The sequence below is a fragment of the Rhizobium sp. AG855 genome (genome assembly GCF_003610655.1).
GTDB lineage: Bacteria > Pseudomonadota > Alphaproteobacteria > Rhizobiales > Rhizobiaceae > Allorhizobium > Allorhizobium wuzhouense.
The window spans coordinates 703,459-727,246 of sequence record NZ_RAQG01000003.1 but is presented as its reverse complement, the minus strand read 5'-3'; the positions used below and the strand labels follow the sequence as shown (position 1 = coordinate 727,246).

The following is a 23,788-nucleotide window of genomic DNA, read 5'->3' as shown; positions in this document are numbered from 1 at the left end:
TGGATCACTCAATCGGCAAGATCGAGGCGGTGTTCGATACGCTGGACCTTTTCCGTCAAACGATCGATCCTCAGCCCCATCTCGGCGACACCGGTCGCATCCGTACTCTGGTCGCGCCGAAGTCCGGCAAGGCCGATCTCAATCCGGATAAACCGATGCCCGTGGTCCATCAGTGTGTCACGCAGGTCGCGAATTTCCGTGCGGATGGCCCGCAAATGCTCCAGCACCAGATTATTCACGTCTTCAGCCATGGTGCCCACCCATCGGTCCGCGCCGTCAGTGTACACCAAACCGCAAAACCGGCAATCCAGTCGCCTGAGCCCGATCAGAACAGGAAATACCGCTGCGCCATCGGCAGCTTGGTCGCCGGTTCACAGGTCAGGAGTTCCCCGTCTGCGCGCACTTCATAGGTTTCCGGATCAACCTCGATATGCGGCGTCAGATCATTGTGGATCATCGACTTCTTCGAGATGCCGCCACGCGTGTTCTTGACCGCAACCATCTGCTTGGCGGTGCCGAGCCGGTTGGCAAGCCCACCGTCGAGCGCTGCCTGGCTGACGAAAGTGACGGACGTGTTGGTTCGCGCCTTGCCGAAGGAGCCGAACATCGGCCGGTAATGCACCGGCTGCGGCGTCGGGATCGAGGCGTTCGGGTCGCCCATCGGGGCTGCCGCAATCATGCCGCCGAGCAGCACCATGTCGGGCTTCACGCCGAAGAAGGCCGGGTTCCAGATCACGAGGTCGGCGCGTTTGCCGATTTCGACCGAGCCGATCTCGTGGGACAGACCATGGGCAATCGCCGGGTTGATCGTATACTTGGCGATGTAGCGCTTGACGCGGAAATTGTCGTTCTCGCCGGTTTCCTGGGCCAGACGCCCGCGCTGGCGCTTCATCTTGTCGGCCGTCTGCCAGGTGCGGATCGCGACTTCGCCGACGCGGCCCATGGCCTGGCTGTCGGACGAGATGATCGAGAAGGCGCCGATATCGTGCAGGATGTCTTCGGCCGCGATCGTTTCCTTGCGGATACGGCTTTCGGCAAAGGCGATATCCTCGGGGATCGACGAGGACAGGTGATGGCAGACCATCAGCATATCCAGATGCTCGGCGATCGTATTGACCGTGTAAGGCCGCGTCGGATTGGTCGAGGACGGAATGACGTTCAACTGGCCGCAGATCTTGATGATGTCAGGCGCATGCCCGCCGCCTGCCCCTTCCGTATGGAAGGCATGAATGGTGCGGCCCTTGATCGCGCCGATCGTGTCTTCGACGAAGCCAGATTCGTTCAGCGTATCGGTGTGGATCATCACCTGCACGTCATACTGGTCGGCAACCGACAGGCAGCAGTCGATGGCGCCGGGCGTCGTGCCCCAGTCCTCATGCAGCTTCAGCGATGTCGCCCCCGCCAGCACCATTTCCTCAAGCGCGCCCGGCAGCGAGGCATTGCCCTTGCCGGCAAAGGCAAGGTTCATCGGGAAAGCGTCTGCCGCCTCGATCATCCGCGCCAGGTGCCAGGGACCGGGCGTGCAGGTGGTGGCAAGCGTGCCATGCGCAGGGCCCGTACCGCCGCCCAGCATGCAGGTGAGGCCCGACATCAGCGCCTCCTCGATCTGCTGCGGGCAGATGAAGTGGATATGCGCATCCATGCCGCCGGCCGTCACGATCTTGCCTTCGCCGGCAATCGCCTCCGTGCCGGGGCCGACGATGATGTTGACATCCGGCTGGGTATCCGGATTGCCGGCTTTGCCGATCGCAACGATGCGTCCGTCCTTCAGGCCGATATCGGCCTTCACGATGCCCCAGTGGTCGACGATGACCGCATTGGTGATGACGGTATCGACCGCACCATTCGCCCGCGTCACCTGGCTCTGGCCCATGCCGTCGCGGATGACCTTGCCGCCGCCGAACTTCACCTCTTCGCCATAGGTGGTGAAATCCTTCTCCACCTCGATGAACAATTCCGTATCAGCAAGACGCACCTTGTCGCCCGTGGTCGGACCGAACATCGAGGCATAGGCGGCGCGGGACATCTTGAAGGACATGGGTCTCAGGCTCCTTGGGAGAGGGCGTGTGTGAAGAGGGGTTGCAGCCGCATCACGCGGCCGCTGGCGATATGCTTGTCTGTCAACCGGCGTTCGGCGGCGAAAGGATGCCCGCCCCAGCCGGCATGGCCGAAACCGGCTAGGATGACCGTGTCGTCGGCATAGCCGGGATCGGAGAGGATCGCATGCACCACCACCATGCCGCTCGACGGTACGACGTAAGGTTCCGCGTCGAGCGCCATCAGTTCGGCATCGAGCGCGTCATGTGCGGCGCGCGTGATGATCCGATGCTGTTTGCCGTTGGCTGCCGCGAAGGTCGCGAAACCATCGGTATAGTCGTCGCAGAAATCGTCGAGTTCGGGATGGGTGATCGCGAGCTGAGGCTTGAGTTCGGCAAACTTGCCGGGATCACGCACCGACCAGATCTCTGCAGTGCCGCTCACGGCCTCGCTGTTGCGCCAGGCCGGATCGGCCACCATGGCAGCCCCCGGGCGGCCCGTATTGCACACCGCGATCACATCGGTCTTGCGGCCCGCGGCGCCGAAATTGCGGCTGCCGTTGAAACGGATGACGAGATCGCCGGAGTCGATCAGGACATCCACTCCATCATCCACCGGTCCATTGCCGACGATCATGATCTGTCGTGCCCGAGCCATGGTCTCACACCCTCAATAGAGCCCGACCAATGACTTCAGCTCTTCCGTGCGGCGTTTCGTCAGTTCCGCAAGGCACGAAGAGATCATCAACGGCTGCATGGAACCACCTTCAACCGAGTAACCTTCGACATCGCAGGCGGCATCGCGATAGGCGAGCCAGGCGCGCTGCGAAGCCAGAAGCCGCTTGGCTGCGCCATTGTCGTCCGAAGGCGGCGTCGCCTTGTCCCATGCCAGCATGGCGGCGCGTGTCTCGGCCCATTGGGCATTCATTGCGGCATCGGCTTTTCGATAGTCCTCGGCCGCACACTGGTTCATGTCGGCCTGGGTCTGGGCATTGTTGCAATCGACGTCCCGCACGTCCTCACCCGAGGCCGGCGCGTCTTGCAACAATACGCAGCCACACAGCATCAGGATCACGCCCCAGTTCATCGCACGCACCATGACCATTCCCCCCGATCCGTCACGTCAGAGGCCGCCCATGACCTGCTGGCGGAAACCATAGACCTCGCGCTTGCCCGACAGCGGGATCAGCGTCACCTGACGGGTCTGCCCGGGCTCAAAGCGCACGGCGGTGCCTGCGGGAATATCGAGCCGCATGCCGCGCGCCTGGTCGCGCTCGAAGATCAGCCCGGCATTGGTCTCGTAGAAATGATAATGGCTGCCGACCTGCACCGGCCGATCGCCGCTGTTCGACACCTCAAGCGTCACCGTGGGATGGCCGGCATTCAGTTCGATTTCGCCTGCGGCTGCAATGATTTCACCGGGGATCATGAATCGCTCCTTCAGCGGGTTCAAGCGGCGCGCGAAGGCTGGCAGCCCTCGGCTTTGAGAATGCGTTTGGTCGACGCCGGATTGTTGGCGAGCTTGGCGGCCGGGCGGATTGGCCGGCGCACCAGCTCACCGCCGCAATTCGGGCAGGTGCCGGCCAGCGTGGTCTCCGTGCACTCGGCGCAATAGGTGCATTCGAAGCTGCAGATCATAGCCAGGCTCTCCGGCGGCAGGTCCTTGTCGCAGCATTCGCAGTTCGGTCGAAGCTCCAGCGCCATGAGCGTGTTCCTCAGCGGATCGGTTCGTGAACGGTCACAAGCTTCGTCCCGTCCGGGAACGTCGCCTCGACCTGCACGTCGTGGATCATCTCGGCGATGCCTTCCATCACCTGGTCGCGGGTGATGACATGGGCGCCTGCCTCCATCAGGTCGGCAACGCTGCGGCCATCGCGCGCGCCTTCAACGACGAAATCGGAAATCAGCGCGATCGCTTCCGGATAGTTGAGCTTGACGCCCCGCTCCAGCCGGCGCCGCGCGACGATGGCGGCCATGGCGATCAGCAGTTTGTCCTTTTCCCGCGGCGTCAGGTTCATGCGTGCTCCAATCAGGTGTCGTCAGAGAGTCCAGACTTTTGGCACAGACGCGCCCCCGCGCAAGGCCGAAATGATCGGGATGAGGATTTTTCGCAAGGCAAAACCATCAGGCGCCGAAACGCGGGCAACAAGCTTGCCTTGCCAATAACTTACCCCGCCCATTTCTTCACCAATCAGCCCACGAATTGGGCTGACCAGCCCTTCCGCGCGCGGACTGACATGGATGAGCGTGGCAAAGGCGACCCGGCCGGCCAACACGCCCGGATGGGCGGTCAGACCCGCGACATCGCCCTCGAGCTTCAGGTCTTCGGCATGCAGCAGCGTCCCCTCGCGGCGGATCCGCCAGCGGTCGCGCACGAGACCTGCAGTCATCGCCTCGCCCATGGCCTTGCGGCCGAGCAGGATCGCCTCGACGGCGAGGAATTCGGCGTCATCAGCGAGATTGACCTCCAGCCGTCGGGTGAGCGAGGCATTGTCGAAAAGGATGCTTTCCTGCGGCAGCCAGTGAAACTTGGCCCCTGCCCCGACATCGATCCGGCTGGTGATCTGGCCGGTTCCGACAGAAGCCTTGTAGATCTTTTCGCAGGCCTGAGTCGTCGCGGTGACGAAACAGCCGGGGCCGGCGCGAAAATGCCAGTCGAATTCATCACCGCCGGTAATGCCGCCGGCGGTGTTGATCGTCACCGCCTCCAACTCATCGGTAAAACTCTCGGGCAGTCGGATCTTCGCCGCCCCCTCCTGGTAAAGCTCGGCGATGCGTGTGCGACCGCCGAGCGACTTGGTTACAAGTCGCCCGATACCACGGGCACGCTGTTGTCGTGTGTGCTTGATTGTTTGCACGTTTTCCCCTGCCCGCCATTCTCGATCGAGGCGGTTGTCTGGCCATCGGCGCAGGAGGCCCCGACAGCATTTCCGGCCATCATCTCTCCGCCAGATGTGCGGAAGAAGTCCCACATTCTGTCGGTCGCATCAACCTCGCGGATCGCCTTGTCGCCGGCCGATGCCAACTGGAACAGAACTGTGCGCGCCGGCCAGGCGTGATCGGCATTGGCGATCACATAGGAGATGACGCTGGTGCCGGCCCGGCAGCCGAGATAACGCGAGACGTCGGCCGACGTCCCGGTCTCCGTCTGCGGCCGCGTCGCGCAGCCGTTGAGCTCCGCCCAGCGATTGAGCGCCACTTCGCCGCCATAGCGCCAATAGGCCTTGCCGCCGCCGTCGAACGGATTGACGTGATCCTTCATGCCCGAGAAGGCAATAATCGAGACCGGTCGGCTGGGCTGGCAGCTCGCGCGCCGCGGTCGCCACACGCCGTTTTCCTCGACCGGCGTTCCCGCGCGAAGCCCCATAACGAAACCGGCAGCGGCAAAATCACCGTAGCCGTTGCAGATATATTGCGACAGCATGCGCCCGCCACCGGAATAGCCGGAGGCATAGACCTTCGTGGAGTCGATGCAGAGCGTATCCTTGGCAAGCTTCACCGCATCGCGGATGGCGACGGATTCATCCGCGCCCTCGCCCTGAGTCACACCCGGCACGTTCCACGCATGGGTATTCGGCAACTCACCCTTCAGGCTGCCGGCCAGCGCCATCACGACGAAACCCTCGCGTTCCGCCACTTCATCCCAGTGGCTGCGCTTCATCTGCACAGAGGGATTGCTGTTCGAGCCGTGGAAGTCGAGGACCAGCGGAACCTTCTTCTTCCCCGTATAGGAAGAGGGAATGACATAGACCGCCTCGCGCGTCACGCCACCGGACTGGAAGGTCAGGCTGTGCTGTCCGGGCTGGACCGCCGTGCCGCAGCTGGCGGCTTCGGCACCAACCGCCGAGAAGCCGAAGAGAAAGAGCCCCGCGACCGCACGAGCCACTATGCTCGCCCGAGCGCGGTGAAGAACCGTGCTGGATGTCATGGATGTGCCTTCTGTTTGCAGATGCGCGTTCAATACCACGCGTGTCCCCAGCATCAACCCGACTTCGCTAATAAATCATCAACCCTGTCTTGCAAAATCATACGGTCAGGTGGCGCCGCGCCTCCGGCGTATCCAGCGTCTCCGCCGCCCCCTGATGCACGATCTCGCCACGATCCATGATGTAAACGTGATCGGCCAGCTCGCGGCAGAAATCGAGATATTGCTCGACCAGCAGGATCGCCATGCCGGTCGTGTCGCGCAGGTAACGGATCGCCCGGCCGATATCCTTGATGATCGACGGCTGGATGCCCTCGGTTGGTTCGTCCAGCACCAGGATTTTCGGCCGCGTCACCATGGCCCGGCCGATCGCGAGCTGCTGCTGCTGCCCACCCGACAAGTCACCCCCGCGCCGCGACAACATTGTGTCCAGCACCGGAAAGAGGCTGAAGATATCATCCGGAATGAACCGGTCCTTGCGCTCCAGCGGCGCATAGCCGGTTTCGAGGTTTTCCTTGACCGTCAGCAGCGGAAAGATCTCGCGCCCCTGCGGCACATAACCGACGCCCGTCCGCGCCCGGTTGAACGGCGCCATGCCGTTGAGCTTGGTACCGTTGAAAGTGATCGTGCCAGCCGACACCGCATGCTGGCCGGTGATGGCGCGCAACAGCGACGACTTGCCGACGCCGTTGCGGCCAAGCACGCAGGTAATCTTGCCCATCTCGGCATTGATGGAAACGCCTCGGAGAGCTTGAGCGGCGCCGTAATGGAGATTGACGTTTTCGACTGTCAGCATGATGCGGGTTCCTCGCTCGGTTGGTGCGAGGGGTTACCCCCCTCTGTCACTGCGTGACATCTCCCCCACAAGGGGGGAGAGTGGAGCCAGCCGGCCGACCCCGCGATAATCTGAACGCTTGCAGGGAGGCGAGCGGTCAGCGGCGTGCCGCTCTCCCCCCTTGTGGGGGAGATGCCCGGCAGGGCAGAGGGGGGTATCACGAAAACTGCGCTCATCCTCACCGCCCCAGATAATTCTCGATGACCTTCTGGTCATTCGAGACGAAATCGATCGATCCCTCGGCCAGAACAGAACCTTCCGCCAGACACGTCACCTTCACCCCGAGGTCACGGATGAAACCCATGTCATGCTCGACAACGACCACCGAGCGGGTCTTGGCGATTTCTTTCAGCAGAATGGCCGTCTCCGCAGTCTCGGCATCGGTCATGCCGGCCACCGGCTCGTCGACCAGCAGAAGCTTCGGCTCCTGCGCCAGCAGCATGCCGATCTCCAGCCACTGCTTCTGGCCATGGGAGAGATTGGCGGCCAGCTCGTCCTTGCGGTGGGTCAGGCGAACCGTCTCGAGGATCTCCTCGATGCGCGCCTTGTCCTCGGACGACAGGCTGTAGAACAGCGTGGCAAACACCCCGCGCTTGCGGTTCAGCGCCAGTTCCAGATTGTCCCAGACGGTATGGCTTTCAAACACCGTCGGCTTCTGGAATTTTCTGCCGATCCCGAGCTGGGCGATCTCCGCCTCGTCCTTCTTCGTCAGGTCGATCTTGCCACCGTCGAAGAACACATCCCCGCTGTCAGGCCGGGTCTTGCCCGTGATGATGTCCATCATCGTCGTCTTGCCGGCGCCGTTCGGGCCGATGATCGCACGAAGCTCACCGGGCTCGACGATGAAGGACAGCGAATTCAGCGCCTTGAAGCCGTCGAAGGAAACGGACACGCCGTTGAGATAGAGCAGGCTGGACGTGGTCTTGTCGCTCATCACATCACTCCGCAGCCACCGTGGCCGGTTCGGGTTTCAGGTCGCTGTTCGCCGCATCCTTGTCTGCCTCGCGGGCATAGTCCTTGCGCTTGGCGAGAGTGGCCTGGACGGTGCCGACAATGCCCTTGGGCAGGAAGAGCGTGACGAAGATGAAGAGACCGCCGAGAGCAAACAGCCAGAGATCGGGGAAGGCGCCGGTAAAGTAGCTTTTGCCGACATTGACGAGGATCGCCCCGATGATCGGCCCGATCAACGTGCCGCGCCCGCCGACCGCCGTCCAGACGACGACTTCGATGGAGTTGGCCGGTGCGAATTCGCCGGGATTGATGATGCCGACCTGCGGCACGAAGAGCGCACCGGCAATGCCCGCCATCATCGCCGAGACGACGAAGGTGAAGAGCTTGATGTTCTCGACACGGTATCCGAGGAAGCGCACGCGGCTTTCCGCGTCGCGTACCCCGACCAGTACCTTGCCGAATTTCGAGCGCGTGATCGCCGATGCAATCAGAAGGCAGAGAGCCAGGAAAACCGCCGACAATGCAAAGAGTACGGCACGGGTACCATCCGCCTGCACGTTGAAGCCGAGGATTTCCTTGTAGTCGGTCAGCCCGTTATTGCCGCCGAAACCCATGTCGTTGCGGAAGAAGGCCAAGAGCAGCGCATAGGTCATCGCCTGGGTGATGATCGAGAGATAGACGCCGTTGACGCGGGAGCGGAAGGCAAACCAGCCGAAGACGAAGGCAAGCAGGCCGGGCACGAGCAGCACCATGGCCATGGCAACGGGGAAATAATTCATCCCATGCCAGAACCACGGCAGTTCCTTCCAGTTCAGGAAGACCATGAAGTCTGGCAGAATGGGATCACCATAGACGCCTCGGCTGCCGATCTGGCGCATCAGATACATGCCCATGGCATAACCGCCGAGCGCAAAGAAGGCGCCATGGCCGAGCGAGAGGATGCCGCAATAGCCCCAGACGAGATCGAGTGCGAGCGCCAGGAGCGCGTAGCAGAGATATTTGCCGAGCAGCGACACCACATAGGTTGGAACATGCAGTGCGCTGTCGGGCGGCGTCAGCAGGTTGAGTGCCGGCACCAAGAGGGCAAAGCCGAGGAGGACACCGATGGCGATGACGATTTTTCCGTCGAGTGCGCGCAGGATGAAGCCGCTGATCATGCTTCCACCGCCCTTCCCTTGAGCGCGAAGAGCCCGCGCGGTCGTTTCTGAATGAAGAGAATGATGAGGACGAGCACGAGGATCTTGCCGAGCACCGCCCCGACCGAGGGTTCGAGGAACTTGTTGAGGATGCCGAGCGACAAGGCGCCGACAAAGGTACCCCAGAGATTGCCGACGCCGCCAAAGACCACGACCATGAAACTGTCGATGATGTAGGACTGGCCAAGGTTCGGCGAGACGTTGTCGATCTGGCTGAGCGCCACACCGGCGATCCCGGCAATGCCCGAGCCGAGCGCGAATGTGAAGGCATCGACCCAGGGTGTTCGAATGCCCATGGACGAGGCCATGCGGCGGTTCTGCGTCACGGCGCGCATCTGCAACCCGAAGGCGGAACGCTTCATCAGTGTCAGCAGCGCAAAGAAGATGGTGAGCGAGAAGAGCACGATCCACATGCGGTTCCAGGTGATGGTGAGACCACCCAGCGCAAACGAGCCGGACATCCAGGAGGGATTGCCGACCTCCTGGTTGGTCGGGCCGAAGATCGTCCGGATCGTCTGCTGCAGGATCAGCGAAATGCCCCAGGTGGCGAGCAGCGTTTCGAGCGGCCGGCCATAGAGGAAACGGATCACGCCGCGCTCGATGACGAGGCCGACAGCGGCGGTGACCAGGAAAGCAACCGGCAGCGCGATGGTCAGCGACCAGTCGAAGAGATGAGGATAATGGGTGCGGATCACCTGCTGCACCACGAAGGTGGAATAGGCCCCGATCATCACCATCTCGCCATGCGCCATGTTGATGATGCCCATGACCCCGAAGGTGATGGCAAGGCCGATGGCCGCGAGCAGCAGCACCGAGCCGAGGGAAATTCCGTACCAGACGTTCTGCCCCATATCCCAGAACATGAGGCCGCTCTCGATCTTGGCGATCGCCTTGTCGAGATCGGGTTTCAGGCTTTCGTCGATGGTGCCGGAGACCGACATCAGGATACCGACCGCCTCGCGTCCACCGAGCGAGGCGACGGTTGCGATCGCGGCGCGCTTGTCGTCGGCCGAACGGTCGGAGGCAAGCACCGACACGGCCCGCGCCTCTTCCATGCGCGCCTTGACCTCTGAGTCCGCCTCGGAAGCCAGGGCGGTTTCGATCAAGGCCAGGTTTTCCGCACTCGGCGACTGCAGAACCGCCTGGGCGGCGGCCAGCCGCACGCTGCGATCGGAGCTGAGCAACGTCAACCCGCCAAGCGCCGAGCGGATCGCCCGGCGCAGCGTATTGTTGACCTTGATCTTGGTGAAGGCGCCCTTCGGCTCCTCCCCAACCGCCTCGCCCGTAAGCGGATCGATCGCGACGAGATTGCTGCCGGCAGGTTTGGTGATGAAGACCTGATTGTCCGACTTGCGGACATAAAGGTCACCCTCGGCAAAGGCTTCGAGCGCCGGTACGACGCGGGCGTCCGCAGTCGCCGCGATCTGCCCGAGCAGTTCTTCGGCCTGTTTGAAATTAGCCTTTCCGAGCGCGTTCAGGAGATCGCGCGGATCGCTCTGCGCGAAGGATGGCGCGGCGAGAGAAAGGAATAGGAAGGCGAGTGTGAAAAAACGGATCAGCATTCTGTTGTCCCCCGGTTGGCGGGGCGGCGGAGCTAGACAAGCCCCTCATCCGCCTGCCGGCACCTTCTCCCCGTGAACGGGGAGAAGAAGTGTTCCGCTGTGGGCGTTCCGCGAACACCCTCCCCTTGAGGGGGAGGGTCGAACCGAAGGTTCGGGGTGGGGTGACGCTGTGCACGAGATCACCCCCACCCATCGCTTACGCGATGACCTCCCCCTCAAGGGGGAGGTGGAGGAAAGCCGATCAGCTGCCCTTGCCGCCGCACTTGCCGGTGGCAACGTTGAAGTTGCCGCATTCCATCGGCTTGCGCCAATCGGAGATGAGGTCCTTGCTATCTGGCAGGTAATCCGACCATTCGTCACCGACGACGGACGGGGTCTGCTGGACGATTTCGAACTGGCCGTCGGCCTGGATTTCACCGATCAGGACCGGCTTGGTGATGTGGTGGTTCGGCATGACGGTCGAATAGCCACCCGAGAGGTTCGGCACGGCAACGCCGATGATCGAGTCGAGAACGGCGTCGGTGTCGGTGGTGCCGGCAGCCTCGACGGCCTTCACCCAGGCGTTGAAACCGATATAGGCAGCTTCCATCGGGTCGTTGGTCACGCGCTTGTCGTTCTTGGTGAAGGCATGCCAGGTCTTGATGAACTCGGCATTGACGGGCGCATCGACGGACTGGAAGTAGTTCCAGGCAGCGAGGTGACCGACCAGCGGGGTCGTGTCGAGGCCGGCGAGTTCTTCTTCACCGACGGAGAAGGCGACGACCGGGATGTCTTCGGCCTTGATGCCCTGGTTGCCCAGTTCCTTGTAGAACGGAACGTTCGCGTCACCATTGATGGTCGAAACGACGGCGGTCTTCTTGCCGGCCGAACCGAACTTCTTGATGTCGGAAACGATGGTCTGCCAGTCGGAATGACCGAACGGCGTGTAGTTGATCATGATGTCTTCTTCGGCAACGCCCTTGGACATCAGATAGGCTTTGAGGATCTTGTTGGTCGTCTGCGGATAGACATAGTCGGTACCGGCGAGAACCCAGCGCTCAACGCCTTCGTTTTCAGCCAGGTAATCGACGGCCGGGATCGCCTGCTGGTTCGGAGCGGCACCCGTGTAGAAGATGTTGCGCGAGGACTCTTCCCCCTCGTACTGAACCGGATAGAAGAGAATGGAGTTCAGCTCTTCGAATACAGGCAGAACGGACTTGCGCGACGACGAGGTCCAGCAACCGAAGACGGCAGCGACCTTGTCCTTGGAAATCAGTTCGCGGGCCTTTTCGGCGAAGAGCGGCCAGTCGGAGGCCGGATCGACCACGACGGCTTCGAGCTGCTTGCCGAGAACGCCACCCTTCTTGTTCTGCTCGTCGATGAGCATCAGCATGGCGTCTTTCAGCGTCGTTTCCGAGATCGCCATCGTGCCCGACAGCGAATGGAGAACGCCGATCTTGATGGTGTCGTCTGCGGCGAACGCGCCGTTAAAGGCGGTCGTCGACAGCATGGCGCCGAGAAGCGCGCCTGTCAGTTTCATCTTCATGGACATTGTTGTGATCCCCTCTTCTTGGTCGCAACCGGTCGGTTAATGAAATTTAACCGTTGCTGGAGGGGACTATCGGATGCTGCGCCGCAAAACCGTATACGTCGTTTGACGTAGGTCAGGGGGGTAAAGGGGGAAGAGGCCTTCGGGTGGATCGCTCCTCCGTTTAGATATGTGGAGGCCCATCGGCGCACAGCTTGTCATTCGTCATGGCATACCATTAGGATAGAATTGAACAGCGAAAGACGAACCATGGATCTCTCCCCCAGGCGGTTGGGTTTGAAAACAAGCACCGCCGAGGCACATCACGCGCTCGATACGATGATCGGCAGTTTCGACACGCCGGCCTCCTATGCCCGCTATCTCGACGGCATGGCGCGCTTCCGGCTGCCGGTGGAGGCGTGGCTTGCAACGCAGCCCTTGCCGCCCGGCTTCGGGGATTGGCAACCGGGCCTCTATGGCGAAGACCTTCTCGCCGACCTGCAGGATCTCGACATCCCCTTGCCCACGGACCTGCCGCCGCTGGAGCTGCCGGATGGCGACGGTCTGATCGGACTTCTCTATGTGCTGGAAGGCTCGGCGCTCGGCGCCCGCCTTCTTGCCAAGCGGGCGGAAGCCATCGGCTTTACCGAGCAAAGGGGAGCCCGTCATCTTTTTGCGCAGGCACGGAACTTTTCAAGCTGGCGCGCGTTCTCGGCGCGTATGGAGAACGTGTGTGTGTACGACGAACGGGCCGCTTCCACTTGGGCCGACACCGCCTTCGACTATGCCCGCAACGCCTTCGAAAGTGCCATGAATGCTCACCGCCTCCACCGTCGACTTGTCCAATTGCGACCGTGAACCGATCCACATACCCGGCAGCATCCAGCCTCATGGATGTCTTCTCGCCTGTGACCCAGGCGTTACCGTCATCCGCCGTTATTCCGCCAACGCCACGAGCATGCTGCGCACCGAAGGTGAGCTGAAGGGACGCCAGGTCGCCGATCTGCTGGGCGAAGACGCGACCCACGATCTGCGCAACGCCATCGCCCAGGCACCGGATGCGAGCCGCCCCGCCGTCATCGCGCATCTGCGCCTTCCCAACGGCGATCACTTCGACATCGCCGTTCACCGCCAGCAGGACGGCGCGATCCTCGAATTCGAGCCTTCTCTGCGTCGCACCCAGCCGCTCCAGCTCGCGCGCGAAATGATCGGCCGGGTGAAGGACATCGCCGACATCGACCTTCTGATTTCGTCCTCCGCCAAACTGGTTCGCACGGTGCTGGGTTATGACCGGGTGATGATCTACCGCTTCGAGGACGATGGGTCCGGCAAGGTCGCGAGCGAGGCCAAGCGGGCCGATCTTGAAAGCTTTCTCGGCCAGTATTTTCCCGCGAGCGACATTCCCCGCCAGGCCCGCATTCTCTATATGCAGAATCCGATCCGGGTCATCTCCGACGCCAGCGGCACCCGCGTTCCCCTGCTGCCGCAAGACGACGAGGCAAGGCAGCCGCTGGATCTCTCCTTTGCCCATTTGCGCAGCGTCTCACCGATCCATTGCGAATATTTGCGCAACATGGGCGTGGCGGCCTCCATGTCGATCTCGATCATCGTCGACGACAAGCTTTGGGGCCTGATCGCCTGCCATCACTACGCGCCGAAGACACTGACCATGTCGGAGCGGATCGCTGCGGAAATGTTCGGCGAATTCTTTTCGCTGCATCTCCTGTCGCTTCGCCAGAAGCGCAAGCTCGACATTACCACCGAAGCCCGTCGGGCGCTCGACCGCTTCCTCCAGTCGGCATCGCATCAGACGGATGTCGACCAGATCCTGGCAAGCGCCCTGCCGGAGTTTCAGAAGCTGCTCGCCTGCGATGGTGTCGGTCTTTGGATGAAGGACCGCTGGACAGCCATCGGCACCGTGCCGCCGCAAGGCGAGGAAGAGGCCTTGGCCGCTTTCGTCAGCAGGAACTCGGAAGGGCGGATCTGGGGGACAAAATCCCTCTCCACCGATTTCCCCGAGGCCGATTACCCGGAGGTCGTCTCAGGCGTGCTCTCCGTTCCCCTGTCACAGATCCCCCGCGACTACCTCTTCTTCTTCCGCAAGGAGCGCCTGCAGACCCTCAACTGGGCCGGCAATCCGGAAAAGACCTACGAGGTGGGGCCGCTCGGTGATCGGCTGACGCCGCGCAAGAGCTTCGCCATCTGGAAGGAAACCGTGCGCCATCAGGCCGAGGGATGGCGCGAGGCCGATTTCGAAATCGCCGAAGCGATCCGCTCGGCGACGGTCGAGATCGTATTGCGCCACAACGAGCTGATGCAGGAAGAGCGCAGCAAGGCCGACATCCGCCAGCGCATGCTGAACGAGGAACTGAACCACCGCGTCAAGAACATCCTTGCGGTGATCAAGTCGCTTGTGGCAGCCCCCGGCCAGGAAGAAGTGCCGATCGAACATTATATCGGCTCTCTGCGCGGCCGCATTCACGCCCTCTCCCACGCCCATGATCAACTGACGCGCGGCGGCGGCGGCGGCTCTCTGTCGGACCTGCTGCAGGCAGAGCTTCTGCCCTATCGCGCGGGGCTCAACACGCTGACACTGACCGGCGGCACCGTCACGCTCGACGCCCGCGCCCATGCGGTGGCAGCCCTCGTCATCCACGAGCTCTGCACCAATGCCGCCAAGTATGGCGCGCTGTCGCGTCCTGGCGGCGCACTGACCGTGGAATGGCAGCGGACAGCGGACGACGACTGTCTGATCCGGTGGAACGAGAGCGGCGGTCCAGCGATCGGCCCGATTGGACGCAAAGGCTTCGGCACCGCGCTCATTGAGCGCAGCATCCCCTACGATCTAGGCGGCACTAGCCATCTCGACTATAAACCGGAGGGTCTGGCCGCGGAATTCTGCATTCCCGGCCGTTTCCTCAGTTGGGAGACCCCTGCGATCGCCGAGGAGCTGCCGCCCGTGCAAGACGCCCAGCCGACAGGGCAGAGCCAGCCGCTTCAGGCAGGCCTTCCCGTGCTTCTGGTCGAAGACCAGGTGCTGATCGCCATGGACGCCGAAATGATGCTGGCAGACGCCGGGATCGAAAACGTCGTGACGGCAAGCTCCAGCACAGACGCTTTGAACAGGCTCAAATCCTTCCGTCCGGCCATTGCCATTCTCGACATCAATCTCGGCCGCGACACCTCCGTACCCGTTGCCGAGGAATTGGCGCGCCTTGGCATCCCCTTCGTCTTCGCCACGGGATATGACGACCGCTCGATCGTTCCGGAAGGCTTTGCCGACGTGCCGGTGGTCAGAAAACCCTATGATTCCGTGGCCCTGTTGAAGGCCTTGTCCGACCGCCTCCAAGGCAGGTGATTGCCCCCTGACCGACAGTGGTTTCTGCTGCACCCCCTTTAAAAACAGGGTTGCACGGCGTTTTCACGCATCGTACGTTCTCTTTATGTTCCATAAGGGAGACGAGAATGCGTGCACTCGAACAATTCATCGTCGAAGCAAAGGCGGCAAGCTACATGGGCGGCAAGGCGAAGGAACCAATCTCTTCCCGCATGGCGGCGCATGAACTGACTTATGCGCGCGGCCCCTTCCGCTATCTCGACGCCTATTACGGCGGCACGGACTTTATCGGCCAGGAGGTGGTCTGGAAGAACGGCGAACCGATCTGGGCCATGAACTATTATGGACGCATTCTGGATCCGGAACGGATCGACGGGGAGCGGGCCGGCACCGTCATCCAGAGAGCGCTCAGCGCTCTCTACCTTGAGAACCGCTTTCTCGGCGGGTTCAGCTTTCAGCATCCGCTGGGCGAGTATGTCGACGAATCCGTCGGCAGCCTCGCAGGTTTTCAGGGCGTCGAGCGCATCCTTGTCGACGGGCGCCTCGCCTACCAGCTGGATTACCATGGCGGGCTGATAAAGCCATAGAGCCCTGGCGCTCGCCATTCCTTCAGTGCCCTTGCTATTCTGCGCAATCCCGTGAAAATGCCTAAAGCTGCATCACCTCCAAACAAGCGCTAGAAATTAGGCATGCCGGCACGCCAACGCATCATTCCTGTCCGCCGTGAATACAATCGTTGGGTCGCCAACCAGACGCTGGAAGACTATGCGCTCCGCTTCACCGCCAAGAGCGCCCGAAAATTCTCATCGAGCCGTATTTCCCAGACGGCGATCGGCGCGATCTCCTTCCTGGCACTGGAAGCGATCGGCGGCACGATCACGCTGGCTTACGGCACCACCAATGCCTTCTTCGCCATCGTGGTGGCTGCGATCCTCATGCTTCTGGTCGGAGTGCCGATCAGCCGCTACGCGATCCGCCACGGCGTCGACATTGACCTCCTGACGCGAGGCGCCGGTTTCGGCTATATCGGCTCAACCATCACGTCGCTGATCTATGCAAGCTTCACCTTCATGCTCTTCGCCATCGAGGCGTCGATCATGACCAAGGCGCTGGAGCTTGCCTTCGGCATACCGCTTTGGCTCGGCTATATCGTCTCCGCCGTTGTCGTTCTCCCGCTCGTCACCTACGGCATCCGCATGATCTCGAAATTCCAGCTGCTCACCCAGCCGGTCTGGATCGTGCTCAACATCCTGCCCTTCGTCTTCATCGCCTTTCTCGACTGGGAGAAGATCGACCTCTGGCGCGCCTTTGCCGGCATCGGCCATTCGAACGCCCATCTGGGCGGCGCCGCACCGTTCGACCTGCTGGAATTCGGCGCCGCCTCCGCAGTCATCCTGGCGCTGATGCCGCAAATCGGCGAACAGGTCGATTTCCTGCGCTTCCTCCCGCCGGAGGGAGCCCGCAAGCTGCACCATCGCGTCGCGATTTTCCTGGCGGGAGCGGGCTGGGTGGTGCTTGGCGTGCCAAAACTGCTGGCCGGCTCCTTCCTCGCCGTCTTGACCCTCTCGACGGGTGTCCCCTTCGGGGAAGCCGCCGATCCGGCGCATATGTATGTTGCCGCTTTCGGCTACATGATCCCCAACCAGACGGCAGCCCTGATGATGATGGCTGCCTTCGTGGTCATCTCGCAGCTGAAGATCAACGTGATGAACGCCTATGCCGGCTCGCTCGCTTGGTCGAACTTCTTCTCGCGCCTGACCCACAGCCATCCGGGCCGCGTCGTCTGGCTCGTTTTCAACGTCGCCATCGCCCTCCTCCTGATGGAACTCGGCATCTACGGCCTGCTGGAGGAGACGCTCGGCATCTTCTCGATCATCGCCATGAGCTGGCTCTGCGCGATCTCAGCCGATCTCTTCGTCAACAAGAACCTCGGCCTGTCGCCCCCCGGCATCGAGTTCAAGCGCGCCCATCTCTACGACATCAACCCGGTCGGCTGCGGCACGATGCTGCTCTCGGCGAGCCTGGCGCTGGCCGCCCATTTCGGCACCTTCGGCGCCCTGATGGCCTCGCTGTCGACCTATGTCACCCTTGTGGCCTTTCTGATTTCGCCTCTGATCGCCTGGGGAACGAAGGGCAAGTTCTATCTCGCCCGCAAGCCCCGCCACAGCTGGAAGAACCTGACCGGCATCACCTGCTCGGTCTGCGAGCACCCTTTCGAGCCGGAAGACATGGCCTGGTGCCCGGCCTATGCCGCCCCGATCTGTTCGCTGTGCTGCACGCTCGACAGCCGCTGCCACGACATGTGCAAGCCGCATGCGAAGATCAACGCCCAAGCGGGAGCGGTCGCCCGCACCGTCCTGCCGGACGTGCTGCTCCAAAAATTCTCCACCCGGCTTGGCCGCTACGCGCTGACCGCCATGGCCTCGATCTCGTTGATCGGCGCGATCCTCGCGCTGATCGCCCACCAGGTGAATGTCGCGACCCCTGAAATGACCGAGGTTGTCGACCGCACGGTGCTGGTCGTCTTCTTCATCTTCGCCATCATCGCCGGCATCGTCTCGTGGTTCTATGTGCTCGCCCATGACAGCCGGCTGGTCGCCGAGGAGGAATCCTCGCGCCAGAACACGCTTCTGCTCAAGGAAATCGCCGCCCACCGCAAGACCGACGCGGCTCTGCAGAATGCCAAGGAAACCGCGGAGGCCGCCAACCGCGCCAAGAGCCGCTATGTGGTCGGACTCAGCCACGAATTGCGCACGCCGCTCAATGCCGTGCTGGGTTACGCCCAGATCCTCGAGCGCGACGAGACGATTCCCGTGCCGCGCCAGTCGGCGATCAAGGTCATCCGCCGCTCCGCCGATCACCTGTCGGGCCTGATCGACGGCCTGCTGGACATCTCCAAGATCGAGGCCGGCCGCCTGCAGGTCTTCTCCAATGAGGTCAATATCCAGGATTTCCTCGACCAGCTCATCGACATGTTCGCCCCCCAAGCGGCTGCCAAGGGCATCCTCTTCGAACACCAGCGCTCCCGCAACCTGCCGCTCTATGTGCGCACCGACGAGCGCCGCATCCGCCAAATCCTCGTCAATCTCCTGTCCAATGCCATCAAGTTCACCGACGAGGGCACGATCCGCTTCACGGTCGACTATCGCAGCCAGGTCGCCACCTTCACGGTCAGTGACACCGGCCGTGGCATCGCGGAAAAGGACCTCACCCGCATCTACGAACCCTTCCAGCGCGGCGAGGCCGACAATATCCGCCCGCAACCGGGGCTCGGCCTAGGCCTCACCATCACCAAGCTGCTCACCCAGACGCTGGGAGGCGAAATCTCGGTGACCAGCGAGCGCGACAAGGGCTCGACCTTCAAGATCCGCCTGATGCTCTCGGCCATCGACCGGCCGAACACCGCCCCTGCCCCGGAACGTAAGATCGTCTCCTATACCGGCCCACGCCGCACCATCGTCGTCGTCGACGACAACGAGGATCACCGCGACCTGATGCGCGAGGTGCTGGCCCCGCTCGACTTCGTCGTGCTGACCGCAGCTGGCGGACCGGAATGCCTGACGCTCATTCAGGGCGTGAAACCCGACCTCTTCCTCGTCGACATCGCCATGCCCGGCATGAACGGCTGGCAGCTGGTGGAAAAGCTGCGCGATGCCGGCCAGAAGGCGCCGATCCTGATGCTCTCGGCCAATGTCGGCGATGCTCCCGCCCCCGGTGGCGAAGGCCATGATGACGCGATCACCAAGCCGGTCGACATCTCGCGCCTGCGCGACAAGCTTGCCCGCTTCCTCGGCCTCGACTGGATCTATGCCGACGACCCGCGCCTGCTGCAGCCGGCGCTTCAGCCACAAAAACCTGTATCGCCCGGAAGCGCCCATCTGGAGGAATTGATCAGCCTTTGCGACATCGGCTATATCCGCGGCATCGAGGCCAAGCTTGCCGAACTGGCGGGACTGGGGAGCCACGCAGCCTTTGTCGACACCGCCCGCGCCCATGTGCAGGCCTTCGACCTTGCCGGCCTGCGCAGCTTTCTCACCGCCTTCGAAACCGACAGGGAGGCCATGCATGGCTGAGGCCACCAGGCGCGATATCGTTCTCCTCGTCGACGACAGCCCCGATGCGCTCGGTTTCCTGACCGAAGCCCTGGAAGCCTCCGGCTATTCCGTGCTGATCGCGACATCCGGTCACGCGGCGCTCTCGATCGTCGCCCGCATCAGCCCGGACCTCATCCTGCTCGATGCCGTGATGCCCGGCATGGACGGCTTCGAGACCTGCCGTGCACTGAAGGCCGATCCGGTCGTCGCCCAGGTCCCGGTCATCTTCATGACGGGGCTGACCGAAACCGAACATGTGGTGAAGGCACTGGAATCCGGCGGCGTCGATTATCTGACCAAGCCGATCAACATCGACGAATTGCGCGCCCGCATCCGCGTCCATCTGTCCAACGCCCGCTCGGCCCAGAGCGCCCGCGTCGCCCTCGACGCCGCCGGCCGCCACCTGCTGGCGATCCGGGGCGATGGACAGGTTCACTGGACCACCCCCCAGGCCAATCGCCTGATCGAAACCGCCACCGGCCATGCCGACGGCATCAACGCCGTCGCAAGGGCCGCAGCTGCCTGGCTCTCGGCCAGACGCAGTGGCGCTGCCCAGACGGGCGACGCCAGCTTCCCCTTCCCCGGCACATCGGGCCTGCCGCTGACCCTCTCCCTGCTCGGCACCATCGGCACGGACGAATATCTCTTCCGCCTGACCTCGGCCCATCGCCAGAGCGAGGACGAAATGCTGCGCGAACGCTTCGGCCTCACCCACCGCGAAAGCGAGGTCCTGCTCTGGATCGCCAAGGGCAAGGCCAATCGCGACATCGGCGAAATTCTCGGCCTCTCCTCGCGTACAGTGAACAAGCACCTCGAGCAGATCTATTCGAAACTCGGCGTCGAAAACCGCGCCTCGGCCGCAGTGAAGGCCGCCCATGTGCTGCGCGAGACGTGAAAGGCAGTAGGCAGTAGGCAGTAGGCAGTAGGCAGTAGGCAGTAAAAATCCGATAGCCAACGCAGCGCTGCAAGCTCCAAAGTGTAGGCCCACCATACGCCCCAAACGACGGGCCAGAGGCCCATTGGCTATTGGCTAAATCCTAACCAGTCCCCCTGCCCCCAGACGCAGAAAACCCGGCACAAGGCCGGGTTTTCCGTCGTTCCAAAACTGGATCGATTACTTGTTCTGGAAGTACGAGTACTTGCCGTCCTCGCCCTTCTTCCAGGTGTACATGACGTAGTCCGGGCGGGTGATGTCGCCCTTGGCGTCGAAGCCGAGTTCGCCGATGACGGTCGTGTACGGGCCCTTTTCCTTCAGCGCGGTCGCAACAGCTTCCGAGTCGTTGGTTGCGGCAGCCTTGGCGGCTTCTGCGATAACCTGCAGGGCAGCGTAGGAGTACAGCGTGTAGGCTTCCGGTTCGAAGCCGGCGTCACGGAACTTCTTGACGGCGTCGGCTGCGTTCGGGTTCTGGCGCGGATCCGGCGGGAAGGTCATCAGCGTGCCTTCGACTGCGTCACCGGCGATCGAAGCAAGTTCGTTCGAGGTGATGCCGTCGCCGGACATCATGGTGGCCTTCAGGCCCTGCGATGCCATCTGGCGCAGGATCAGGCCGGCTTCGGTGTGCAGACCGCCGAAGTAGACGACGGAAACGCCGGCTTCCTTCATCTTGGCGATCAGGGCCGAGTAATCCTTTTCACCGGGGGTGATGCCTTCGTAGATGGCTTCGGTCACGCCGAGCTCATTCATGGCCTTCTTGGTCTCGTCAGCGAGGCCCTGGCCATAAGGAGTCTTGTCGTGAACGACGGCAACCTTGGCGTCCTTGAAGTTGTCGGCGATGTACTTGCCGGCAACTGCGCCTTGCTGGTCATCACGGCCGCAGGTGCGGAAGGTGTTCCACAGACCGCGCTCGGTGAACTGCGGGTTGGTCGAAGCCGGCGTGATCTGCAGGATGCCGTTTTCGGCATAGACTTCAGAAGCCGGGATCGAAACCCCCGAGTTGAAGTGGCCGACGACGAACTTCACGCCGTCAGCAACGAACTTGTTGGCGACCGAGACGCCCTGCTTGGCGTCCGACACGTCGTCGCCGAGCACGATCTTGATCTGTTCGCCATTGATGCCGCCAGCGGCATTGATGTCGGCGGCAGCCTGTTCGGCGCCCTTCTGGAGCTGTGCACCGAAGGCGGCGTTCGGACCGGTCAGCGGACCGGCAACGCCGACGAGGATGTCAGCCCAGGCGTTGCCGCTGAAGGCAACCATGGCCGACAGCGCAACCGCCGAGAGGAGAGACTTCTTCATACTGTTACTCCCAGTTTTTTATGCGGGTTTGGGTTTAGATACCGTGCGCAATACCCGCTCTCACTGCGCCGGAAAACTGTTCCACTCGTTATTTCAAGCCGAGGCTCTCTGTCGCCAATCTGTGACAGAAAACAACACCTTGTCAATCTTTCTTCTTCCACGAGAGATAGGATGTTCTCTCATAAAGCCAGTAATAGTTGTCGACCATCTGGGTGGCCCGGCGCGCCTGGAATCCGGCCATTGCGAAGGCCAGCAGAAGCACCACGTCGACCAGGTAGAAGAACGGGCTGATGAACGGCCCGCCGAACAGCGAATAGTGCAGGAAGCGCATCGCGATGCCGAGGCCGAAGGCATAGACGACGACGGTGCCATAGCCCTGCCAGTTCTCGGCCACGGCCCGCCCCGAACGCCAGGCGGTCCAGAAACCGAGCAGCAGAACGAGGAACCTCAGCACCAGGCGAACGGTGGTATCGCTTTCGAAAAACAAACCTTGCATGTCAAATCCTCCGCGCGCTCAATGATGGCCGCCTTCGAGATAGGCCGCCCGGACCGACGGATCGGCGAGCAGTTCCTTGCCCGTGCCGCTCATGGTGACATTGCCGTTCACCATCACATAGGCCCGGTCGGAGAGCTTCAGCGCCGCAAAGGCATTCTGCTCGACGAGGAAGACGGTCAGCCCCTCTTCCTTGTTGAGGCGCTTGATCTGCTCGAAGATCCCCTTGACGATCAGCGGTGCGAGACCGAGCGACGGCTCGTCGAGCAGGAGCAGCTTCGGACGCGACATCAGCGCGCGGCCGATGGAGAGCATCTGCTGTTCGCCGCCCGACAGGGTGCCGCCGCGCTGCGCCTGGCGTTCCTTGAGACGCGGGAACATGGTGAAGACCTTCTCCACGTCCTCGGCAAAGAACTTCATGTTGTCGAGACCGGCACCCATCTGCAGGTTTTCCATCACCGTCATGCGCGGGAAGATGCGACGGCCTTCCGGCGACTGGGCGATGCGGCGACGGGCGATCAGATGGGTCGGCAGCCTGGTGATATCCTCGCCGTCGAAGATGATATTACCGGTGCGCGCCTGCGGGCTGCCGCAGATCGTCATCATCAGGGTCGACTTGCCGGCACCGTTGGCACCGATCAGCGAGACGATCTCGCCCTTGTGGACTTCGACGTCGACGCCGCCGAGCGCACGGATATTGCCGTAATAGGTCTCGACGCCGGAGACTTTCAGAAGCGGTTCAGAGGACATCAGTTGTTCCCTCCGGCAATCGCTTCGACTTCGTGGATCACTTCGTCCAATTCTTCATCCTCGACGCCCAGATAGGCCGCGATGACCTTCGGGTCGTTCTTCACATGATCAGGCGTGCCGTCGGAGATCTTCTGGCCGTATTCCAGCACCACGACATGGTCGGAAATCTGCATCACGACGGACATGTCGTGCTCGATCAGAAGCAGCGAGGTGCCCTCGTCGCGAATGCTGCGCAACAGCGTGTTGAGCGCAAGCGACTCCTTCGGGTTCAGACCGGCGGCCGGCTCGTCCAGGCACAGCAGTTCAGGACCGGTGCACATGGCGCGGCAGATTTCCAGCCGCCGCTGTGCGCCGTAAGGCAGGTCGCCCGCCGGATCGTCAGCACGATCGATGAGATCGGCCTTTTCCAGCCAGTAACGCGCCTTCTCGATCGCCTCGTCTGCCGCCTTCTTGTAGGCGGGCAGGCCGAGAAGGCCGAGAACGGTGTAACCGGACGCCTTCATCAGCGCATTGTGCTGGGCAACCAGCAGGTTTTCGAGAACGGTCAGGCCTGAGAACAGGCGGATGTTCTGGAAGGTACGCGCGACCTTGGCCTTTTTCGGGATTTCGAAATCCGGCAGACGTTCCAGCAGATACTGGTCGCCGGACTTCTGCGTCAGCGTGATCATCCCCATCGTCGGCCGATAAAAGCCGGTGATGCAGTTGAAGACGGTGGTCTTGCCGGCACCGTTGGGTCCGATCAGCGCGGTGATTTCACCGCGCTTGGCTTCGAAGGAGAAGTCGTTGATGGCCATCAGGCCGCCAAAGCGCATCGACAGATGCTCGACCTTCAGGATGGTGTCATTGCTCATGGTGGTGTTCCCGGAAGT

General features: G+C 62.2%; 22 protein-coding genes and 1 pseudogene. 5 read left to right on the top strand and 18 right to left on the bottom strand.

Annotated elements, in window-relative coordinates:
• Positions 1-8 precede the first annotated feature (8 nt).
• The 14 genes and pseudogenes from DFO46_RS03495 to urtA all read right to left on the bottom strand — a co-directional run bounded on the left by DFO46_RS03495 (position 9) and on the right by urtA (position 12,036).
• Positions 9-251: a hypothetical protein gene (locus DFO46_RS03495; protein WP_210210619.1), complete on the bottom strand. Its 243-nt coding sequence runs from the start codon at positions 249-251 to the stop codon at positions 9-11.
• Positions 252-325: 74 nt separating this feature from the next.
• A complete protein-coding gene (ureC, locus tag DFO46_RS03490; protein WP_120276343.1) occupies positions 326-2,038 on the bottom strand; it encodes an urease subunit alpha in 1,713 nt (570 codons plus the stop codon).
• Positions 2,039-2,043: 5 nt separating this feature from the next.
• Entirely contained in the window at positions 2,044-2,673 is a 630-nt protein-coding gene (locus DFO46_RS03485) for a Urease operon accessory protein (protein WP_245422504.1), read from the bottom strand.
• A gap of 33 nt (positions 2,674-2,706) precedes the next feature.
• Complete coding sequence (locus DFO46_RS03480) at positions 2,707-3,141, bottom strand: lysozyme inhibitor LprI family protein (protein WP_245422503.1); 435 nt, start codon at positions 3,139-3,141, stop codon at positions 2,707-2,709.
• A gap of 18 nt (positions 3,142-3,159) precedes the next feature.
• Positions 3,160-3,465 carry an urease subunit beta gene (locus DFO46_RS03475; protein WP_120276341.1) on the bottom strand — a complete coding sequence of 102 codons (306 nt, stop codon included), beginning with the start codon at positions 3,463-3,465 and terminating at the stop codon, positions 3,160-3,162.
• Positions 3,466-3,485: 20 nt separating this feature from the next.
• A complete protein-coding gene (locus DFO46_RS03470; protein WP_120276340.1) occupies positions 3,486-3,740 on the bottom strand; it encodes a DUF1272 domain-containing protein in 255 nt (84 codons plus the stop codon).
• Positions 3,741-3,751: 11 nt separating this feature from the next.
• Positions 3,752-4,054, bottom strand: coding sequence for an urease subunit gamma (locus tag DFO46_RS03465; RefSeq protein WP_062279689.1), 303 nt, complete (start codon positions 4,052-4,054; stop codon positions 3,752-3,754).
• Positions 4,055-4,075: 21 nt separating this feature from the next.
• On the bottom strand, positions 4,076-4,894 hold the full coding sequence (locus DFO46_RS03460; RefSeq protein WP_120276339.1) for an urease accessory protein UreD: 819 nt from the start codon (positions 4,892-4,894) through the stop codon (positions 4,076-4,078).
• Positions 4,837-5,964, bottom strand: coding sequence for a PHB depolymerase family esterase (locus DFO46_RS03455; protein WP_120276338.1), 1,128 nt, complete (start codon positions 5,962-5,964; stop codon positions 4,837-4,839). Before DFO46_RS03455 ends, DFO46_RS03460 begins: the two co-directional genes overlap by 58 nt.
• Positions 5,965-6,061: 97 nt before the next feature.
• Entirely contained in the window at positions 6,062-6,757 is a 696-nt protein-coding gene (gene urtE / locus DFO46_RS03450) for an urea ABC transporter ATP-binding subunit UrtE (protein ID WP_110791896.1), read from the bottom strand.
• Positions 6,758-6,974: 217 nt separating this feature from the next.
• Positions 6,975-7,730 (bottom strand): urea ABC transporter ATP-binding protein UrtD, encoded by a 756-nt coding sequence (urtD, locus tag DFO46_RS03440; RefSeq protein WP_120276336.1) that lies wholly within the window; start codon positions 7,728-7,730, stop codon positions 6,975-6,977.
• Positions 7,731-7,833: 103 nt separating this feature from the next.
• Positions 7,834-8,904 (bottom strand): annotated as a pseudogene (gene urtC / locus DFO46_RS03435) (urea ABC transporter permease subunit UrtC); the annotation flags it as partial.
• Complete coding sequence (urtB, locus tag DFO46_RS03430) at positions 8,901-10,505, bottom strand: urea ABC transporter permease subunit UrtB (RefSeq protein WP_120276334.1); 1,605 nt, start codon at positions 10,503-10,505, stop codon at positions 8,901-8,903. The pseudogene urtC and the gene urtB, both read right to left, overlap by 4 nt.
• Before the next feature lie 241 nt (positions 10,506-10,746).
• Complete coding sequence (urtA, locus tag DFO46_RS03425; RefSeq protein ID WP_120276333.1) at positions 10,747-12,036, bottom strand: urea ABC transporter substrate-binding protein; 1,290 nt, start codon at positions 12,034-12,036, stop codon at positions 10,747-10,749.
• Positions 12,037-12,309: 273 nt separating this feature from the next.
• Here urtA and DFO46_RS03420 point away from each other — a divergent pair, with 273 nt between their 5' ends.
• The 5 genes from DFO46_RS03420 to DFO46_RS03400 all read left to right on the top strand — a co-directional run bounded on the left by DFO46_RS03420 (position 12,310) and on the right by DFO46_RS03400 (position 20,338).
• Complete coding sequence (locus DFO46_RS03420; protein ID WP_245408911.1) at positions 12,310-12,870, top strand: biliverdin-producing heme oxygenase; 561 nt, start codon at positions 12,310-12,312, stop codon at positions 12,868-12,870.
• Positions 12,827-15,370 carry an HWE histidine kinase domain-containing protein gene (locus DFO46_RS03415; RefSeq protein WP_120276332.1) on the top strand — a complete coding sequence of 848 codons (2,544 nt, stop codon included), beginning with the start codon at positions 12,827-12,829 and terminating at the stop codon, positions 15,368-15,370. The genes DFO46_RS03420 and DFO46_RS03415 overlap by 44 nt, the downstream gene beginning before the upstream one ends.
• A gap of 107 nt (positions 15,371-15,477) precedes the next feature.
• Entirely contained in the window at positions 15,478-15,936 is a 459-nt protein-coding gene (locus DFO46_RS03410) for a DUF5680 domain-containing protein (RefSeq protein WP_120276331.1), read from the top strand.
• A gap of 102 nt (positions 15,937-16,038) precedes the next feature.
• A complete protein-coding gene (locus tag DFO46_RS03405) occupies positions 16,039-19,422 on the top strand; it encodes an ATP-binding protein (protein WP_120276330.1) in 3,384 nt (1,127 codons plus the stop codon).
• Positions 19,415-20,338, top strand: a complete 924-nt coding sequence (locus tag DFO46_RS03400; protein WP_120276329.1) for a response regulator transcription factor — start codon at positions 19,415-19,417, stop codon at positions 20,336-20,338. The genes DFO46_RS03405 and DFO46_RS03400 overlap by 8 nt, the downstream gene beginning before the upstream one ends.
• A 219-nt stretch (positions 20,339-20,557) precedes the next feature.
• On the opposite strand, the gene DFO46_RS03395 is transcribed toward DFO46_RS03400, so the two are convergent.
• The 4 genes from DFO46_RS03395 to DFO46_RS03380 form a co-directional block, all read right to left on the bottom strand.
• Positions 20,558-21,676, bottom strand: a complete 1,119-nt coding sequence (locus DFO46_RS03395) for a branched-chain amino acid ABC transporter substrate-binding protein (protein ID WP_110791877.1) — start codon at positions 21,674-21,676, stop codon at positions 20,558-20,560.
• 142 nt (positions 21,677-21,818) lie between these two features.
• Positions 21,819-22,172, bottom strand: a complete 354-nt coding sequence (locus DFO46_RS03390; RefSeq protein ID WP_110791875.1) for a DUF6867 family protein — start codon at positions 22,170-22,172, stop codon at positions 21,819-21,821.
• A gap of 18 nt (positions 22,173-22,190) precedes the next feature.
• Entirely contained in the window at positions 22,191-22,919 is a 729-nt protein-coding gene (locus tag DFO46_RS03385; RefSeq protein WP_110791873.1) for an ABC transporter ATP-binding protein, read from the bottom strand.
• Positions 22,919-23,770, bottom strand: coding sequence for an ABC transporter ATP-binding protein (locus DFO46_RS03380; protein WP_245408910.1), 852 nt, complete (start codon positions 23,768-23,770; stop codon positions 22,919-22,921). Before DFO46_RS03380 ends, DFO46_RS03385 begins: the two co-directional genes overlap by 1 nt.
• Between the last annotated feature and the right edge of the window lie 18 nt (positions 23,771-23,788).

Bases quoted from the DNA above. Each gene is read 5' to 3' on its own strand.
- DFO46_RS03465 (WP_062279689.1), bottom strand. From the start codon at position 4,054: ATGAACCTGACGCCGCGGGAAAAGGACAAACTGCTGATCGCCATGGCC.
- urtB (WP_120276334.1), bottom strand. From the start codon at position 10,505: ATGCTGATCCGTTTTTTCACACTCGCCTTCCTATTCCTTTCTCTCGCC.
- ureC (WP_120276343.1), bottom strand. From the start codon at position 2,038: ATGTCCTTCAAGATGTCCCGCGCCGCCTATGCCTCGATGTTCGGTCCG.
- DFO46_RS03395 (WP_110791877.1), bottom strand. From the start codon at position 21,676: ATGAAGAAGTCTCTCCTCTCGGCGGTTGCGCTGTCGGCCATGGTTGCC.
- DFO46_RS03480 (WP_245422503.1), bottom strand. From the start codon at position 3,141: ATGGTCATGGTGCGTGCGATGAACTGGGGCGTGATCCTGATGCTGTGT.
- DFO46_RS03470 (WP_120276340.1), bottom strand. From the start codon at position 3,740: ATGGCGCTGGAGCTTCGACCGAACTGCGAATGCTGCGACAAGGACCTG.
- DFO46_RS03400 (WP_120276329.1), top strand. From the start codon at position 19,415: ATGGCTGAGGCCACCAGGCGCGATATCGTTCTCCTCGTCGACGACAGC.
- DFO46_RS03485 (WP_245422504.1), bottom strand. From the start codon at position 2,673: ATGATCGTCGGCAATGGACCGGTGGATGATGGAGTGGATGTCCTGATC.
- urtE (WP_110791896.1), bottom strand. From the start codon at position 6,757: ATGCTGACAGTCGAAAACGTCAATCTCCATTACGGCGCCGCTCAAGCT.
- DFO46_RS03415 (WP_120276332.1), top strand. From the start codon at position 12,827: ATGCTCACCGCCTCCACCGTCGACTTGTCCAATTGCGACCGTGAACCG.
- urtA (WP_120276333.1), bottom strand. From the start codon at position 12,036: ATGTCCATGAAGATGAAACTGACAGGCGCGCTTCTCGGCGCCATGCTG.
- DFO46_RS03455 (WP_120276338.1), bottom strand. From the start codon at position 5,964: ATGACATCCAGCACGGTTCTTCACCGCGCTCGGGCGAGCATAGTGGCT.
- urtD (WP_120276336.1), bottom strand. From the start codon at position 7,730: ATGAGCGACAAGACCACGTCCAGCCTGCTCTATCTCAACGGCGTGTCC.
- DFO46_RS03390 (WP_110791875.1), bottom strand. From the start codon at position 22,172: ATGCAAGGTTTGTTTTTCGAAAGCGATACCACCGTTCGCCTGGTGCTG.
- DFO46_RS03475 (WP_120276341.1), bottom strand. From the start codon at position 3,465: ATGATCCCCGGTGAAATCATTGCAGCCGCAGGCGAAATCGAACTGAAT.
- DFO46_RS03495 (WP_210210619.1), bottom strand. From the start codon at position 251: ATGGCTGAAGACGTGAATAATCTGGTGCTGGAGCATTTGCGGGCCATC.
- DFO46_RS03410 (WP_120276331.1), top strand. From the start codon at position 15,478: ATGCGTGCACTCGAACAATTCATCGTCGAAGCAAAGGCGGCAAGCTAC.
- DFO46_RS03380 (WP_245408910.1), bottom strand. From the start codon at position 23,770: ATGAGCAATGACACCATCCTGAAGGTCGAGCATCTGTCGATGCGCTTT.
- DFO46_RS03385 (WP_110791873.1), bottom strand. From the start codon at position 22,919: ATGTCCTCTGAACCGCTTCTGAAAGTCTCCGGCGTCGAGACCTATTAC.
- DFO46_RS03405 (WP_120276330.1), top strand. From the start codon at position 16,039: ATGCCGGCACGCCAACGCATCATTCCTGTCCGCCGTGAATACAATCGT.